The sequence below is a fragment of the Pantoea sp. XAF26B01_ASV70 genome, assembly GCF_054512635.1.
In genome coordinates, this window is sequence record NZ_CM137251.1 from 3,383,412 (window position 1) to 3,399,071 (window position 15,660).

A 15,660-nucleotide genomic window follows, 5' to 3' on the forward strand; every position below is an offset into this window, starting at 1 on the left:
GCTCAGAACATTACCAGGTTTTACCAATGTTAAACTGGAACTGCTCTGACTTGTCTCCATCGACTTTCTTCATCGGCTGGGCGTAAGAGAACACCAGCGGGCCGAGCGGTGACATCCACTGTAGCGCAACACCGCTGGATACACGGATATTGTTTGGATCGCTGTAGTCAGGAATGCCCGCCGCACGCGTTTCCGCGGTATTTTCCCAATGGGTATCCCACGCTGTACCGGCATCGACAAACACCGAGGTACGAACCGAGTTAGCATACTTCTCGCTCAGGAACGGCGTTGGCGTAATCAGCTCAAGGCTGGCAATCGCCATGGCGTTACCGCCCACCGCATCGTCAGACTTACAGACGCCATTTGGATCGGCGATTCGGCAGTTCGACGAGTTGTTATTTAAGTAGGCTGCTTTCGGTCCAATGGTGTTGGACTGGAAGCCGCGCACGGTGCTTGAACCACCGGCGTAGAAGTTCTCGTAGAACGGCATCTCTTTGCCGTCGAGACCATCGCCATAACCTACGCGACCACGGCCTAACAGCACCCAGGTACGATCCTGGTTAATCGGCACATACTGCTGAGTATCCAGCGTGGCCTTATAGAAGCTGTTATCCGAGCCCGGAATCGTCACCTTACCGTTCAGGTTGGTACGGTTACCGGACGTCGGGAAGAAGCCGCGGTCCAGGGTGTTATAAGTCCAGCCGTAGTTAAAGGTGAAGTCATCTGCTGAGAAATCACCTTCATCATTGAGCTGCTGCGGCTTGCCGACCGAGTCAAGATAACGCCACATCGCCACCTGAGGCTGCATGTTTGACAGGTCATTGTGGACATAGCCCAGACCGACACGAAGGGTGTTGTTTTCGTTAACCGGGAAGCCAAGCGTGCCATCCAGACCATAACTTTTGTTGGTATAGTCAGAAAGGTCCGCGTTATCTGCTTTAAAGTCGTTGTAGAACAGACGACCACCCAGACTGACACCATCAACGGTGAAGTAAGGGTCAGTCAGCGAGAATTCAGCATAGGTCTGGTAATCGTTCTTGGTCCCGCTGATGCCCACGGTATTACCGGTGCCCAGCCAGTTATCCTGCGTGACGCCGACCTGGAAGCTCACACCACTTTCGGTGCCGTAGCCGACGCCGAAGTTAAAGGTACCGGTGTTACGCTCTTTAACCTTGTAGACCACGTCAACCTGGTCTGGCGAACCTGGCACACGCTGAGTATCCACATCAACGGTTTCAAAGTAACCGGTACGGTTCAGACGCTCTTTACCCTGTTCAACCAGATCGCTGCCCAGCCACGCGCCTTCCATCTGACGCATTTCGCGACGTAACACGGAGTCTTTCGACGTGTCATTGCCTTCGAAACGGACGTTACGGACATAATAACGGTTACCCGCATCCACATTGATATGCAGTTTTACGGTTTTGTCGGCGTCGTTGATTTCTGGCTGTGTTGCCACGCGCGGATAAGCATAGCCGTAGCGGCCCAGCAGTTTCTTGATGTCATCTTCCATTTTCGTGACTTTGGCGCCGTTATAAAGCTCGCCCGCCGGAATCTTGGTCAGATGTTCAATTTCTGCTGAATGGCCCGCCATGCTGCCATTGACGATCACGCCTGCGATTTTGTACTGGTCACCTTCGGTGATGTTCACCGTGATGTAGATGCCTTTTTTATCAGGCGTCAGGCTGACCTGCGTTGAATCGATGTTAAAGCGTGCATAGCCACGATCCAGATAGAAGCTGCGCAGGGTTTCAAGGTCACCCGCCAGTTTCTGCTTCTGATATTTACGATCGCCGACCACGTTCCACCATGGCACTTCATCGCGCAGCTGGAAGCGGGAAATCAGCTCATCGGAGCTAAAGGCTTTATTACCGACGATGTTGATCTGCTGAATTTTTGCAGAGACACCTTCAGTAAAGACCAGCTTCAGATCCACACGATTACGCGGCAGTGGCGTGACCACGGCTTTCACGTTGGCGGTATATTTACCTACGCTGTAGTAGAAATCCTCAAGTCCCTTCTCGATAGAGGAGATGGTGGTACGGTCCAGCGCTTCGCCGACACGGACACCTGAGGCTTCCAGATTTTGTTTGAGCTGATCCTCTTTCACCGCTTTGTTACCGGTGAAGGTAATGCTGGCAATGGTAGGACGTTCTTTGACCTGGACAATCAGCGTTGTACCGTCTCGCAGGACCTGAACATCCTCAAAGTTGCCAGTAGCGAACAGCGAGCGAATGGTATTTCTGACATCATCGTCATTCACCGTATCGCCAACCCGTACTGGCATGCTCAGCAGAGCCGCGCCGACGGCGACTCGCTGCAGCCCTTCGAAATGAATATCCTTCACTACGAAATCGTCTGCACCGTAAACGGTGGCGCTGCTAAACAGCAGCGACGCTATGAGCAACTTTTTCATCGCCATCGTTGTTATGCGTTTTCCTAACACATCCCTCGAATGTTCGCGTTCCAGCGGTTACAAACGTGAGAAATCATTGAAAAGTGCAAGCCCCATTAACAGCACCAGTAAAATTGAACCGATGCGATAACTAAAGTCCTGAACTCGCTCGGACACCGGTCCACCCTTGATCTTTTCGATCGCCAGGAAGAGCAAGTGCCCACCATCTAAAACCGGCAGAGGGAACAGGTTGATGATGCCCAGGTTGACGCTAATCAACGCCAGGAACATCAGGTAGTAAATCAACCCATACTCTGCTGACAACCCTGCACCCTGCGCAATCGAAATTGGCCCGCTCAGGTTGTTCAGCTTCACATCACCGGTTATTAACTTGCCCAGCATGGAGACGGTGAGCTTCATCAGTTGCCAGGTTTTTACACTAGCCTCACCGATAGCCGCAAACGCGCCATACTGTCTTACCGTCTTGTACTCTTCTGGCAGAGGAACAATGCGCGGAATGACACCCGCAAATCCCGCTTTACTGCCAGATTTCGCTTCTGGCGTCATCGTCAGCGCAATAGACTCACCGCCGCGATCCACCTCAAGCGCCATGCTTTTGCCGGGGTTATCCCGGACCTGCGTGACAAAAGTCTGCCACTGCGATAATGGCTGACCATCGACTTTAACGATCCTGTCGCCTGCTTGCAAACCGGCTTCACTGGCTGGCGAGTTCGCCTGCACTTCTGCCAGCGTGGTCTCAATCTGCGGACCGCGTGGCTGAATCCCTAACGCGACGACCGGATCCTGCTTATCAGGCTCAAACTGCCAGTTACGCAAATCCAGCTGTTTCTGCTGGGTCGCGTCCTCGCCAAATCGAGCCACCGTTAAGGTGGTGCTGCTGTCGCCGATTTTACCCACCAGCGCCATACGCACAGCATCCCAGTCAGGCGTTTCGATACCGTCAACAGCCTTAAGTTCCATGCCGGGCGTAATTTGAGCTTCCGCAGCCACCGAACCGTTTAAAATTTCACCGATTACCGGGCGCACGCCGGGCACGCCGTGAATAAACACAACCCAGTAGGCAAAGATGGCAAAGATGAAATTAGCGACAGGACCTGCCGCAATGATGGAGGCGCGTTGCCAGACGGCTTTGTTGTTAAAAGCCTGATGACGAAATTCGGCTGGCACGCTTTCAACACGCTCGTCGAGCATTTTAACGTAGCCGCCAAGGGGAATCAGCGCGATGACAAATTCGGTGCCGTGGCGATCACGGCGCTGCCAGAGCGACTTACCAAAACCAATGGAAAAGCGCTCAACTTTGACGCCACAGCGACGAGCGACCCAGAAATGGCCAAACTCATGAACGGTAATTAATACGCCCAGCGCAACGATAAAGGCGACGAAACTCCAGAGTATGCTCAACATCTTTGCCTGTCCTTAAAGGGTGCGAAACACCAGCAGCAATAAACAGGCAAACACCGGCACCGCCGCAGTCAGACTATCAATACGATCAAGAATGCCGCCGTGACCAGGAATCAGATTACCACTGTCTTTGATGCCCGCTTCACGTTTAAACATGCTCTCAGTGAGGTCGCCCAGCACAGAGGCCAGCGTCGCGATAATCGCGCAAATCACCAGCGTACCGGTGGAAACCGTCAGTGGCGCCAGCGTCGCAAACAGCACTGCAATCAGCGCCGAGGTGACCAGACCGCCCAGGAAGCCTTCCCAGGTTTTGCCTGGTGAGACCTTTGGCGCCAGCTTGTGCTTGCCGAACATCTTGCCAAACATATAAGCACCTGAATCCGCTCCCCATACCAGCAGCAACACAAACAGCAACCACCAGGCACCGGCGAAGTGGTCGGTGTCATAGTGATACTGGCGCAGCGCCACCATGCCCCAGAAAAAAGGGACCAGCGTTAACACGCCAAACAGTAAGCGAAGGGGACGCGAATGGCGCCAGAAGGCCGCAGAAGCGGGATAGGAGAGCACCAGCAGCAGTGCAACGACCCACCACACCAGCGACGCCCAAAGCGATGTCGCGATCTGTGGCAGATGCACCGTGTGTTGATAAGGTGGCAGCGTAAACTGCATCAGCGCCAGCAGCAGACCACAAAGTACAGCCAGCCAGACGCGCTGTTGCCGTGATGCCATCCCTGCAAACTGACCCCATTCCCAGGCTGCCAGCATGCAGATAACGATGGTTGTCAGGGCGAAGCCAACAGGCGGTAACCAGAACAGTGCAGCTATTACCAGCGGAATTAATATCAACGCGGTAATCAGACGAGACTTCAGCAAAGGTTACCCCCAGATTGCTCAGGCGCCGCCTGGTGCAGCGCCGCCAAAACGACGCTCCCGCAGAGAGAATGCATTCAGTGCACCTTCAAAAACGTGTTCATCGAAATCCGGCCAGAGCACATCGGTAAAATAGAATTCAGCATAGGCAATCTGCCACAGCAGGAAGTTGCTAATCCGATGCTCTCCCCCGGTCCTTATCACTAAATCCACTGGCGCCAGCTCCTGCATACAGAGCTGCGACGTCAGGCTCTCTTCGGTAATCTGGTCAGGTCGCAGTAATCCTTCCTGAACCTGTTCAGCCAGTTTTTTCACGCCTTCGATAATATCCCAACGGCCGCCATAGTTGGCAGCAATGTTGAGCGTCAGGCCACTATTATTTGCGGTCAGCGTCTCAGAACGGCGAATACGTTCCTGAATACGCGGGCTGAAACGGCTGGTATCGCCAATGACGCGTAAGCGAACATTGTGTTTGTGCAGGCTCTTCACTTCACTATCAAGCGCCCAGACAAAGAGTTCCATTAACGCGGTGACTTCCTGCGGCGGACGACTCCAGTTTTCACTGCTGAAGGCGTAAAGCGTCAGGGCTTCAAGATTGTTACTGACCGCAAAGCTGACGGCACGGCGTACCGATTTAACGCCAGCTTTGTGGCCTGAAATGCGCAATTTTCCCTGATTTTTGGCCCAGCGGCCATTGCCATCCATGATGATAGCGACGTGGCGCGGACCGTTTCCCTGCTGGTCATCAGTGTTGTTGTGATTGTTAGACGACATAACGCTTAACCAATTCCTTTCATCAGAAATGCTGTGGTTTCTGAATACATTGCGCCCGATTCAAATCCCGACACACTCTCAGTGCCGGGCCACACCGAATTCGGTGACAGACCGTGAAACGCGAGCCAGCGACTATATCATTTTCACCTGAAGCGAACAAATGGCCTCATAACGATCGGCATCACGACGTGAAACGCGGCAACATTTCTGTCGCCAGCGCACGCGCAGTGCGATCGATTTCAAGGACAGCGTCCACCGAATCCGGCTCCGGACACACTTGTGCCGCCATCACCTCACTATTTAGCGCGGCAATGTCGGTGAAGCGGATCTGGTGATTCAGGAAAGCCGCGACGGCAACCTCGTTGGCTGCATTCAGCGTGGTGGTCGCCGCCTGTCCTGCATCACAGGCATCAATGGCCAGTTTCAGACAGGGGTAGCGACTAAAATCAGGTTCTGCAAAGGAGAGCGCCGACATGCGGGTAAAATCCAGCGGCGTCACGCCTGCATTGATGCGCGAAGGCCAGGCCATGCTGTGGGCAATCGGCGTACGCATATCAGGAGAACCTAATTGAGCCAGCACGCTGCCATCGCAGTATCGCACCATGGAGTGAATCACCGACTGTGGGTGGAGTATCACTTCCATCTGCGCTGCGCTGGCATTAAACAACCAACGGGCTTCAATGTACTCAAGACCTTTATTCATCATGGTGGCCGAATCGACAGAGATTTTTCTCCCCATCGACCAGTTCGGATGTGCACAGGCCTGATCTGGCGACATGGCGCTGAGATCCGCTAAATCTGTGTCACGAAAAGGACCACCCGATCCCGTAAGGATAATCGACTCAATGCCATTATCCCGCAGGTCAGCGTAACCTAACTGATGCTGGATGGTAGCCGGTAAACTCTGAAAAATGGCGTTATGCTCGCTGTCGACCGGTAGTAACTGTGCGTTATGATGACGCACGGCCTCCATAAACAAACGGCCGCAGGTGACAAGCGATTCTTTGTTGGCCAGCAGCACCGTTTTTCCGGCGCGAATGGCCGCCAGCGTCGGCAGCAAACCCGATGCGCCAACGATCGCCGCCATCACCTGATCCACCTCATCCAGCGCGGCCAGCTCACAGGCTGCCTGAACGCCGGAGAGCACTTCAGTATTGACCCTGATTGCTCTCAGTCGCTCACGCAACGCAGCGGCGGATGCCTCGTCTGCCATGCAGGCGTAGCGCGGTGTAAAGGCCGCACACTGCTCGGCCATCAGCGCCACGTTATGGCCGGCAACCAGCGCCGTAATCTGATAAAGCGCCGGGTTGGCGCGCACCACCGCCAGCGTACTGGTGCCGATTGATCCGGTGGATCCCAGCAGAGTTAATCGCTTCATGAAGCTATCCGTGTGAAGTCAGCGTGCCCACAGGCACAATGTAAAACGCCGCCAGATGTCGCATTCATACGAATACCTCTCTGTACGGCGTTTTGTCCGGCAGTGATGGGATTAGAAATCCATCAGCTCCGTCTCTTTTTCTGACAGTGCAGCATCAACTTTCTTGATGTACGCATCGGTCATTTTTTGCACTTCATCCTGCGCACGACGTTCGTCGTCTTCGCTGATCTCTTTATCTTTCAGCAGCGCTTTGATTTTATCGTTGGCATCGCGACGGACGTTACGTACCGACACACGGCCCTGCTCGGCTTCGCCGCGCACGATTTTAATCAGATCTTTACGACGCTCTTCTGTCAGCGCAGGCAGCGGAACACGGATGTCGGTACCGGCTGAACTTGGGTTCAGACCGAGATCGGACTTCATGATCGCTTTTTCGACTGCCGGACTCAGTGAACGATCAAACACGTTGATTTTCAGCGTGCGTGAATCTTCCACAGTGACAGAAGCCAGCTGACGCAGTGGCGTCGGCGTGCCGTAATATTCGACGACGATGCCGTCGAGCAGCGAAGGTGAAGCACGACCGGTGCGCACTTTGCTGATGGTGGTTTTGAATGCTTCAACGCATTTTTCCATGCGCGTGTCAGCATCTTTTTTGATGTCGTTAATCACGTTGAAACCCTTGGATTCGGTTTGACCTGGCCAGTTCCGGCGTAACCGGAAGCGGGATCGATAATCATCGATAATCCTGACTGGTGCGCGATGCATTATCATCGCGCTGACAGAATATACCTTATTTTATCTCGCCTCGGGTATTAATGCGTAATCAGGGTGCCTTCTTTTTCACCCATCACTACGCGACGCAGTGCGCCAGGCTTATTCATGTTGAAAACACGGATAGGTAATTTGTGGTCACGCGCCAGGGTAAAGGCCGCAAGATCCATCACTTTCAGCTCCTGATCCAGCACTTCAGCATAGGTCAGTTGCTCATACAGCGTTGCGTCCGGGCTTTTCACCGGATCCGCAGAGTAGACGCCGTCCACTTTGGTCGCTTTCAGCACGACGTCCGCTTCAATCTCAATGCCGCGCAGACACGCTGCAGAGTCAGTGGTGAAGAACGGGTTACCGGTACCGGCGGAGAAGATCACCACGCGGTTGTTACGCAGCAGGCTGATTGCTTCTGCCCAGCTGTAGTTGTCACAGACGCCATTCAGTGGAATCGCTGACATCAGGCGTGCATTCACATAGGCGCGGTGCAGTGCATCACGCATCGCCAGGCCGTTCATCACGGTTGCCAGCATACCCATGTGGTCACCCACAACGCGGTTCATGCCGGCCTGCTGCAGGCTCGCTCCACGGAACAGGTTCCCTCCGCCAATCACCACGCCAACCTGGATGCCCAGTTCAACCAGCTCTTTTACCTCTTGTGCCATGCGGTCAAGCACACTCGCGTCGATACCAAAACCTTCAGCGCCTTGCAGGGCTTCGCCGCTGAGTTTAAGCAGGATACGTTGATAAACAGGTTTTGCGTTGGTCGCCATGGTCAGTTCTTCCTGGAAGATTGGGTGTAAAGGAGAAGTAAATTCTGATCGATCATCCGCTTACCGCAATGAAATTGCTATTGGGATGAAACTGAAAACGTATCTGTTGCGATTCACAGACAAAAAAGAACCGCCATCTGGCGGTTCTTTCAGAGCATTAAGACTGTTTGGACATTGCTGCAACTTCTGCAGCGAAGTCAGACTCAACTTTCTCGATGCCTTCACCAACTTCGAAGCGGATGAAGTTGATAACGTCAGCGCCCTGCTCTTTCAGAGCCTGGCCAACGGTTTTGCTTGGGTCGATAACGAAAGCCTGACCAGTCAGAGAGACTTCGCCGGTGAATTTCTTCATACGGCCTTCAACCATCTTCTCTGCGATCTCTTTTGGCTTGCCAGACTGCATCGCGATGTCCAGCTGAACCTGGTACTCTTTATCAACCACGTCAGCAGAAACGTCTTCTGGCTTAACGAATTCAGGCTTGCTTGCCGCAACGTGCATCGCGATCTGTTTGATCAGATCTTCGTTAGCGCCTTTGGTTGAAACCAGAACGCCGATACGTGCGCCGTGCAGGTAGCTGCCCAGCTCTGCGCCTTCCAGGATAGCAACGCGACGGATGTTGATGTTCTCACCGATTTTAGCAACCAGTGCAACGCGCTCTTCTTCGAACTGCGCTTTCAGAACTTCAACGTCGGTAACGCGATCAGCTGCAGCCACATCCAGAACTTTGTCTGCGAACGCCTGGAAACCGCCATCTTTTGCAACGAAGTCAGTCTGGCAGTTTACTTCCAGAATCACGCCGTAGTCGCCAACGATCTTGGTTTTGATTACGCCATCAGCAGCAACGTTGCCTGCTTTTTTCGCTGCTTTGATTGCGCCAGACTTACGCATGTTCTCAATCGCCAGCTCAATGTCGCCGTTCGCTTCAGTCAGCGCTTTTTTGCAATCCATCATGCCAGCGCCAGTACGCTCACGCAGTTCTTTTACCAATGCAGCGGTAATGTCAGCCATTCCAGAATCCTCGGTTCGTGCCTGTGTACGTTTGCACCAGCAGACACTTATTTGCGGAAAATTTACTCTGTCCCGCCGTCCGGTTGGGGGCGTGACAGACTTAGATAAAATAAAGGGGCCAGTATAGGCCCCTTACAGATCACATCTGAATGCTAAGGGCTCTTATGCAGAGCAAACCTTATTAAGCGTTTTCTAAAGACGCTTCTTCAGCTTGCTCAGCCAGGTCCTGAGAGCGGCCTTCGCGAACGGTGGTCGCAACGGCAGTCAGGTACAGGTTTACAGCACGGATTGCATCGTCGTTACCTGGGATAACGAAATCAACGCCATCTGGATCTGAGTTGGTATCAACGATAGCAAATACCGGGATACCCAGGTTGTTTGCTTCTTTGATTGCGATGTGTTCGTGGTCAGCATCGACAACAAACAGCGCGTCTGGCAGACCGCCCATATCTTTGATACCGCCCAGGCTGTTTTCCAGCTTGGCCAGCTCACGCGCACGCATCAGCGCTTCTTTTTTGGTCAGTTTGTCGAAAGTACCATCCTGAGACTGAATCTCCAGATCTTTCAGACGCTTGATTGACTGACGCACGGTTTTCCAGTTAGTCAGCATGCCACCCAACCAGCGGTGGTTTACGAAGAACTGGTCGCAGCTCAGTGCAGACTCTTTTACCGCCTGAGCAGCAGCACGCTTAGTACCTACGATCAGGATCTTACCTTTACGGGAAGAGATCTTGTTCAGTTCAGCCAGAGCTTCGTTGAACATAGGTACAGTTTTTTCCAGGTTGATGATGTGAACCTTGTTACGAGCACCAAAGATGAATGGCTTCATTTTTGGGTTCCAGTAACGGGTCTGGTGACCGAAGTGAACACCAGCCTGGAGCATGTCGCGCATGGAAACAGTTGCCATGATAAAACCTCTAAAGTTTGATTGGGGTTGGGCCTCCATGTATCCCATACGACCGACCTCTTTCAAGGCACCCCGGCGTATGTGTCGATACATGTGTGTTTTATTACACATAATGAGAGTTATGCGTTTCCTGCTGACCGAAACGGCCATACAGAGAATCGTCGGCGCGCTTTATACCACAACCAGCCCAGGGACGCCAATAAATGATCGCTGACGGAGGTCAGCGCGTTCTCTATTTGGCAGCCCATTTGCTGGCTGCTAACATGACAGCACAGAACTTATTATTGTCGAAAATTTCGACAACTGCGGATTAATTTAATGGCAATTTCAATTAAAACCCCTGAAGAAATCGAAAAAATGCGCGTCGCGGGCCGACTGGCCGCCGAAGTGCTGGAGATGATCGAGCCTTACGTAAAACCGGGTGTGACCACCGGTGAACTGGACCGCATCTGCCACGATCACATTACTCAAAAGCAACAGGCTGTCTCCGCCTGCCTCGGCTATCACGGCTTTCCGAAGTCGGTCTGCATCTCGGTGAATGAAGTGGTGTGCCACGGGATCCCCAGCGATGATCGTCCGTTAAAAGATGGCGATGTAGTGAATATCGATGTCACCGTAATTAAAGATGAATACCACGGCGATACCTCAAAGATGTTTATCGTCGGCAAGCCGACCATTCAGGGCGAACGCCTGTGCCGTGTCACGCAGGAGAGCCTCTATCTCTCACTGCGTCTGATCAAGCCCGGCATCCGCCTGCGCGAACTGGGCCGCGCCATCCAGAAATATGTTGAAGCCAACGATTTCTCTGTGGTGCGCGAATATTGCGGCCACGGTATCGGCAAGGGTTTCCATGAAGAGCCTCAGGTGCTGCATTACGATGCCGATGATGGCGGCGTGGTACTCCAGGCGGGCATGACCTTTACGGTAGAACCGATGGTCAATGCCGGGGATTACCGCATCCGCACCATGAAAGATGGCTGGACGGTAAAAACCAAAGATCGCAGCTTGTCCGCGCAGTATGAGCATACTATTGTGGTGACGGAGAACGGCTGTGAGATTTTAACCCTGCGCAAAGACGACACGCTGCCCGCTATGCTTGTCGCCGAAGGGTAATTCCCCCATTACAGATCAAGCCGGCGCTGAGCCGGCTTTTTTTTGGCTAAAAAAGAGAAGAGCTGCATGAGCGTGAGTCTGTCAGAAGATGTGAAAAACGGTCTGGTCGATTCGCCAGGCGAATGGGGTGACGACCAGCTGACACGTGACATTCTGAAGCCGCGGCTGGAGCAATTTCAGCAACATCTGGCCGCCGCGTTTGATGCCGGTGAACCCGTTGAGCCGCTGATTGATGCCCGCACGCTGTTTATCGATCGGCTGCTGCGTCGCCTGTGGCGCTTCTTTGGCTTTGATGAGATGCCGGCTATCGCACTGGTCGCCGTTGGCGGCTATGGCCGTGCCGAACTGCATCCGCTCTCTGATATTGATGTCCTGATCCTGAGCCGCCAGCCGCTGGATGAACAGGCTGCGCAGCGCACCAGCGACCTGTTAACGCTGATGTGGGACCTTAAGCTGGAAGTGGGCCACAGCGTGCGCACGCTGGAAGAGTGCCTGCTGGAGGGGTTATCTGACCTGACCGTTGCCACTAATCTGATTGAGTCACGCATGCTGACCGGCGATGTGGCGCTGTTTCTGGAATTACAGAAAAACATCTTCAGCGACGGTTTCTGGCCCTCATCCTGCTTTTTCGCCGCCAAAATTGAAGAGCAGCAGGAGCGCCACAAGCGTTACCACGGCACCAGCTATAACCTTGAACCGGACATTAAAAGCAGCCCCGGTGGCCTGCGGGACATTCATACGCTGCAGTGGGTCGCCCGACGCCATTTTGGCGCCACCACGCTGGATGAGATGGTCGGCTTTGGTTTCCTCACCGACGCGGAGCGCAGCGAACTCAACGAATGTCAGGCATTTCTCTGGCGCATCCGCTTTGCCCTGCACCTCTCCCTGCCCCGCTACGATAATCGCCTGCTGTTTGATCGCCAGCTCAGCGTGGCACAACGCCTGAATTATCAGGGCGAGGGCAATGAGCCGGTCGAGCGGATGATGAAAGATTTCTATCGGGTCACGCGGCGTATCGGCGAACTGAATCAGATGCTGCTGCAGCTGTTTGATGAGGCGATTCTGGCGCTCTCCACCAGCGAAAAGCCCAGGCCTATCGATGACGATTTTCAGCTGCGTGGCGATTTGATCGACCTGCGCGACGAAACGCTGTTCCGGCGAGAGCCGCAGGCGATTCTGCGCATGTTCTACGTCATGGTGCGTAACGACAGCATCAAAGGGATCTACTCCACCACTCTGCGTCACCTGCGCCATGCGCGTCGTCATCTTAAACAGCCGCTGTGTCAGATCCCGGAAGCGCGCCGCACCTTTATGTCGATTCTGCGCCATCCCGGCGCGGTCAGCCGGGCGCTGGTGCCGATGCATCGCTACAGCGTGCTGTGGGCTTATACGCCGCTGTGGGGCCATATCGTCGGACAGATGCAGTTCGATCTGTTTCACGCCTACACCGTAGATGAGCACACCATTCGGGTGTTGCAGAAGCTGGAAAGTTTTGCCAATGAAAGCACTCGTCCGCAGCATCCACTGTGCGTCGAGTTATGGCCGCGCCTGCCGCAGCAGGAGCTGTTGCTGATGGCCGCGCTGCTGCATGACATCGCCAAAGGGCGCGGCGGCGATCACTCTATTCTCGGCGCGCAGGATGCGCTCGACTTTGCTGAAATGCACGGCCTCAACTCACGTGAAACCCAGCTGGTGGCCTGGCTGGTGCGTCATCATCTGCTGATGTCGGTGACAGCACAGCGGCGCGATATTCAGGACCCGACGGTGATACAGCAGTTCGCCGAGGTGATGCAGAATGAGAACCGGCTGCGCTATCTGGTTTGCCTGACCGTAGCCGATATCTGCGCCACCAATGAAAGTCTGTGGAACAGCTGGAAGCAGAGCCTGTTACGTGAGCTCTTTTTCGCCACCGAGAAGCAGTTGCGACGCGGCATGGAAAACAGTCCGGATCTGCGTGAGCGGGTGCGTCATCATCGCCTGCAGGCGCTGGCGCTGCTGCGGATGGACAACATCGATGAAGAGCGTCTGCACCAGATCTGGAATCGCTGCCGCGCTGACTACTTCCTGCGCCATACGCCGAATCAGATCGCCTGGCATGCCCGCCACCTGCTGGTTCACGACCTGAAAAAACCGCTGGTGCTGGTCAGTCCGCAGGCCACGCGCGGCGGGACCGAAATCTTTATCTGGAGTCCCGATCGCCCACACCTGTTTGCCGCCGTAGCGGGTGAACTCGATCGCCGTAATCTCAGCGTGCACGATGCGCAAATCTTTACCAGCCGCGACGGCATGGCGATGGATACCTTTATTGTGCTGGAGCCGGATGGCAGCCCGCTCTCTCCGGATCGCCATCCGATGATCATTCAGGCGCTGGAGCAGGCGATAACCCAGTCAGAGTGGGCGCCGCCGCGTACCCGCCGTCCGTCGGCCAAACTCAGGCATTTCAGCGTCGATACCGAGGTCAATTTCCTGCCGACGCATACCGATCGTCGCAGCTATCTGGAACTGGTGGCGCTGGATCAGCCAGGCCTGCTGGCGCGGGTCGGTGAAGTCTTTGCCGATCTCGGGGTTTCACTGCATGGCGCACGCATCAGCACTATCGGCGAGCGGGTCGAAGATTTGTTTATTCTGGCCAACAGTGAACGTCAGGCGCTGGACGAAGAAATGCGAAAAGCGTTGCGACAACGGTTGACAGAGGCCCTTAATCCAAACGATAAAGTGTGACCAGACTCGATTTGTAAACATTAATCTCTTTACTTGTGTCGGGGTATTGCCCGGCATCGCACATGACAGATCAGGAAAAAAATATGCAACAGTTACAGAGCGTTATTGAATCCGCCTTCGAACGTCGCGCTGACATCACACCCGCCAGCGTCGACAGCGAAACCCGTGATGCCATCAACCAGGTGATCGCCCTGCTGGACAGCGGTGCACTGCGCGTTTCTGAGAAGATCGACGGCGAGTGGGTAACGCATCAGTGGCTGAAGAAAGCCGTACTGCTCTCTTTCCGCATCAATGACAATCAGGTGATGGAAGGTGCAGAAACCCGCTTTTACGACAAAGTGCCGATGAAGTTTGCTGGCTGGGATGAAGCACGTTTCAAAGAAGCCGGTTTCCGCGTCGTGCCGCCTGCGGCTGTGCGTCAGGGTGCCTATATCGCCCGCAACACGGTGCTGATGCCTTCTTACGTCAACATTGGCGCCTTTGTGGATGAAGGCACCATGGTGGACACCTGGGCGACCGTTGGCTCCTGTGCGCAGATTGGTAAAAACGTTCACCTTTCTGGCGGCGTGGGTATCGGTGGCGTGCTGGAGCCGCTGCAGGCGAACCCGACAATCATCGAAGATAACTGCTTCATTGGCGCGCGCTCTGAAATCGTTGAAGGCGTGATTGTTGAAGAAGGTTCCGTGATCTCAATGGGCGTTTACATCGGTCAGAGCACCAAAATCTATGACCGCGAGACCGGCGAAGTGCATTACGGCCGTGTTCCTGCGGGATCCGTGGTGGTCTCAGGTAACCTGCCCTCTAAAGATGGCAGCTACAGCCTCTACTGTGCCGTGATCGTGAAGAAAGTGGATGCGAAAACGCTTGGCAAAACAGGTATTAACGAGCTGCTGCGCACCATCGAATGATTTAAGCGACGGGCTGGTTTCCAGCCCGTCATCTTTTCTTTACAGTGATTCCCAAATAACATGCTTCGCGTCGCGAATTAACTGGTGCGTTTAGTTTTTATCCAGGTCATAATCCGCGCCAGTTAAATCCTGTCGCGCAATGTTCATCCCGCTTATTTATGTCTACAGTTGACGGACGTCATGAACAAGTCTGCGCGCTTCTCACTTTCGATGGAAACAACGCTATGTATGACAATCTGAAAAGCTTAGGTATCAGTAACCCGGACGACATTGACCGCTATAGCCTGCGTCAGGAAGCCAATAACGACATTCTGAAAATCTACTTCCGCAAAGATAAAGGTGAGTTTTTCGCGAAGAGCGTCAAATTCAAATATCCGCGCCAGCGCAAAACGGTTGTTGCCGATCACGCGACCCAGGGCTACAAAGAAGTTCAGGAAATCAGCCCGAATCTGCGTTATGTCATCGATGAACTGGACCAGATTTGCCAGCGCGATCAGGTTGAAGTGGATCTGAAACGCAAAATTCTGGATGACCTGCGTCACCTGGAAAGCGTGGTTTCTCACAAGATCACTGAAATTGAATCGGATCTGGAAAAATTAACCCGTAACGGTCGTTAATTTCCTGC

Annotated in this window: 13 protein-coding genes; 4 read left to right on the plus strand and 9 right to left on the minus strand. The window is 53.9% G+C overall.

Going from position 1 to position 15,660, the window contains the following annotated elements; all coding sequences use genetic code 11:
* Positions 1-10 precede the first annotated feature (10 nt).
* The 9 genes from bamA to rpsB form a co-directional block, all read right to left on the minus strand.
* A complete protein-coding gene (bamA, locus tag ACX8ZY_RS16065; RefSeq protein ID WP_010254119.1) occupies positions 11-2,422 on the minus strand; it encodes an outer membrane protein assembly factor BamA in 2,412 nt (803 codons plus the stop codon).
* A 51-nt stretch (positions 2,423-2,473) separates the two neighbouring features.
* The gene (gene rseP / locus ACX8ZY_RS16070; protein WP_010671861.1) at positions 2,474-3,820 is read right to left on the minus strand and encodes a sigma E protease regulator RseP; all 1,347 of its coding nucleotides are present in this window, start codon (positions 3,818-3,820) and stop codon (positions 2,474-2,476) included.
* A 12-nt stretch (positions 3,821-3,832) separates the two neighbouring features.
* A complete protein-coding gene (gene cdsA, locus ACX8ZY_RS16075; RefSeq protein WP_010254111.1) occupies positions 3,833-4,690 on the minus strand; it encodes a phosphatidate cytidylyltransferase in 858 nt (285 codons plus the stop codon).
* 18 nt (positions 4,691-4,708) lie between these two features.
* Positions 4,709-5,461 (minus strand): (2E,6E)-farnesyl-diphosphate-specific ditrans,polycis-undecaprenyl-diphosphate synthase, encoded by a 753-nt coding sequence (gene ispU / locus ACX8ZY_RS16080; protein WP_010254107.1) that lies wholly within the window; start codon positions 5,459-5,461, stop codon positions 4,709-4,711.
* A gap of 181 nt (positions 5,462-5,642) precedes the next feature.
* On the minus strand, positions 5,643-6,839 hold the full coding sequence (gene ispC, locus ACX8ZY_RS16085; protein ID WP_022625453.1) for a 1-deoxy-D-xylulose-5-phosphate reductoisomerase: 1,197 nt from the start codon (positions 6,837-6,839) through the stop codon (positions 5,643-5,645).
* Positions 6,840-6,950: 111 nt separating this feature from the next.
* A complete protein-coding gene (frr, locus tag ACX8ZY_RS16090) occupies positions 6,951-7,508 on the minus strand; it encodes a ribosome recycling factor (RefSeq protein WP_010254103.1) in 558 nt (185 codons plus the stop codon).
* A 143-nt stretch (positions 7,509-7,651) separates the two neighbouring features.
* Positions 7,652-8,377: a UMP kinase gene (gene pyrH, locus ACX8ZY_RS16095; RefSeq protein ID WP_010254099.1), complete on the minus strand. Its 726-nt coding sequence runs from the start codon at positions 8,375-8,377 to the stop codon at positions 7,652-7,654.
* Positions 8,378-8,534: 157 nt separating this feature from the next.
* On the minus strand, positions 8,535-9,386 hold the full coding sequence (gene tsf, locus ACX8ZY_RS16100) for a translation elongation factor Ts (protein WP_010254097.1): 852 nt from the start codon (positions 9,384-9,386) through the stop codon (positions 8,535-8,537).
* Between the two features lie 181 nt (positions 9,387-9,567).
* Positions 9,568-10,293, minus strand: coding sequence for a 30S ribosomal protein S2 (gene rpsB, locus ACX8ZY_RS16105; protein ID WP_008925636.1), 726 nt, complete (start codon positions 10,291-10,293; stop codon positions 9,568-9,570).
* 318 nt (positions 10,294-10,611) lie between these two features.
* On the opposite strand from rpsB, the gene map reads away from it, so the two are divergent.
* The 4 genes from map to ACX8ZY_RS16125 all read left to right on the plus strand — a co-directional run bounded on the left by map (position 10,612) and on the right by ACX8ZY_RS16125 (position 15,652).
* Positions 10,612-11,406, plus strand: a complete 795-nt coding sequence (gene map / locus ACX8ZY_RS16110) for a type I methionyl aminopeptidase (RefSeq protein ID WP_033767962.1) — start codon at positions 10,612-10,614, stop codon at positions 11,404-11,406.
* A 66-nt stretch (positions 11,407-11,472) separates the two neighbouring features.
* Positions 11,473-14,127 (plus strand): bifunctional uridylyltransferase/uridylyl-removing protein GlnD, encoded by a 2,655-nt coding sequence (glnD, locus tag ACX8ZY_RS16115; RefSeq protein WP_421665086.1) that lies wholly within the window; start codon positions 11,473-11,475, stop codon positions 14,125-14,127.
* Between the two features lie 83 nt (positions 14,128-14,210).
* Entirely contained in the window at positions 14,211-15,035 is an 825-nt protein-coding gene (gene dapD / locus ACX8ZY_RS16120; RefSeq protein ID WP_062759654.1) for a 2,3,4,5-tetrahydropyridine-2,6-dicarboxylate N-succinyltransferase, read from the plus strand.
* Between the two features lie 224 nt (positions 15,036-15,259).
* On the plus strand, positions 15,260-15,652 hold the full coding sequence (locus ACX8ZY_RS16125; RefSeq protein WP_010254085.1) for a DUF3461 family protein: 393 nt from the start codon (positions 15,260-15,262) through the stop codon (positions 15,650-15,652).
* The last annotated feature ends 8 nt before the right edge of the window (positions 15,653-15,660 follow it).

Coding starts and splice junctions, on each gene's coding strand:
- bamA (WP_010254119.1), bottom strand. CDS start 2,422: ATGGCGATGAAAAAGTTGCTCATAGCGTCGCTGCTGTTTAGCAGCGCC.
- rseP (WP_010671861.1), bottom strand. CDS start 3,820: ATGTTGAGCATACTCTGGAGTTTCGTCGCCTTTATCGTTGCGCTGGGC.
- ispU (WP_010254107.1), bottom strand. CDS start 5,461: ATGTCGTCTAACAATCACAACAACACTGATGACCAGCAGGGAAACGGT.
- ispC (WP_022625453.1), bottom strand. CDS start 6,839: ATGAAGCGATTAACTCTGCTGGGATCCACCGGATCAATCGGCACCAGT.
- pyrH (WP_010254099.1), bottom strand. CDS start 8,377: ATGGCGACCAACGCAAAACCTGTTTATCAACGTATCCTGCTTAAACTC.
- tsf (WP_010254097.1), bottom strand. CDS start 9,386: ATGGCTGACATTACCGCTGCATTGGTAAAAGAACTGCGTGAGCGTACT.
- rpsB (WP_008925636.1), bottom strand. CDS start 10,293: ATGGCAACTGTTTCCATGCGCGACATGCTCCAGGCTGGTGTTCACTTC.
- map (WP_033767962.1), top strand. CDS start 10,612: ATGGCAATTTCAATTAAAACCCCTGAAGAAATCGAAAAAATGCGCGTC.
- glnD (WP_421665086.1), top strand. CDS start 11,473: ATGAGCGTGAGTCTGTCAGAAGATGTGAAAAACGGTCTGGTCGATTCG.
- dapD (WP_062759654.1), top strand. CDS start 14,211: ATGCAACAGTTACAGAGCGTTATTGAATCCGCCTTCGAACGTCGCGCT.
- ACX8ZY_RS16125 (WP_010254085.1), top strand. CDS start 15,260: ATGTATGACAATCTGAAAAGCTTAGGTATCAGTAACCCGGACGACATT.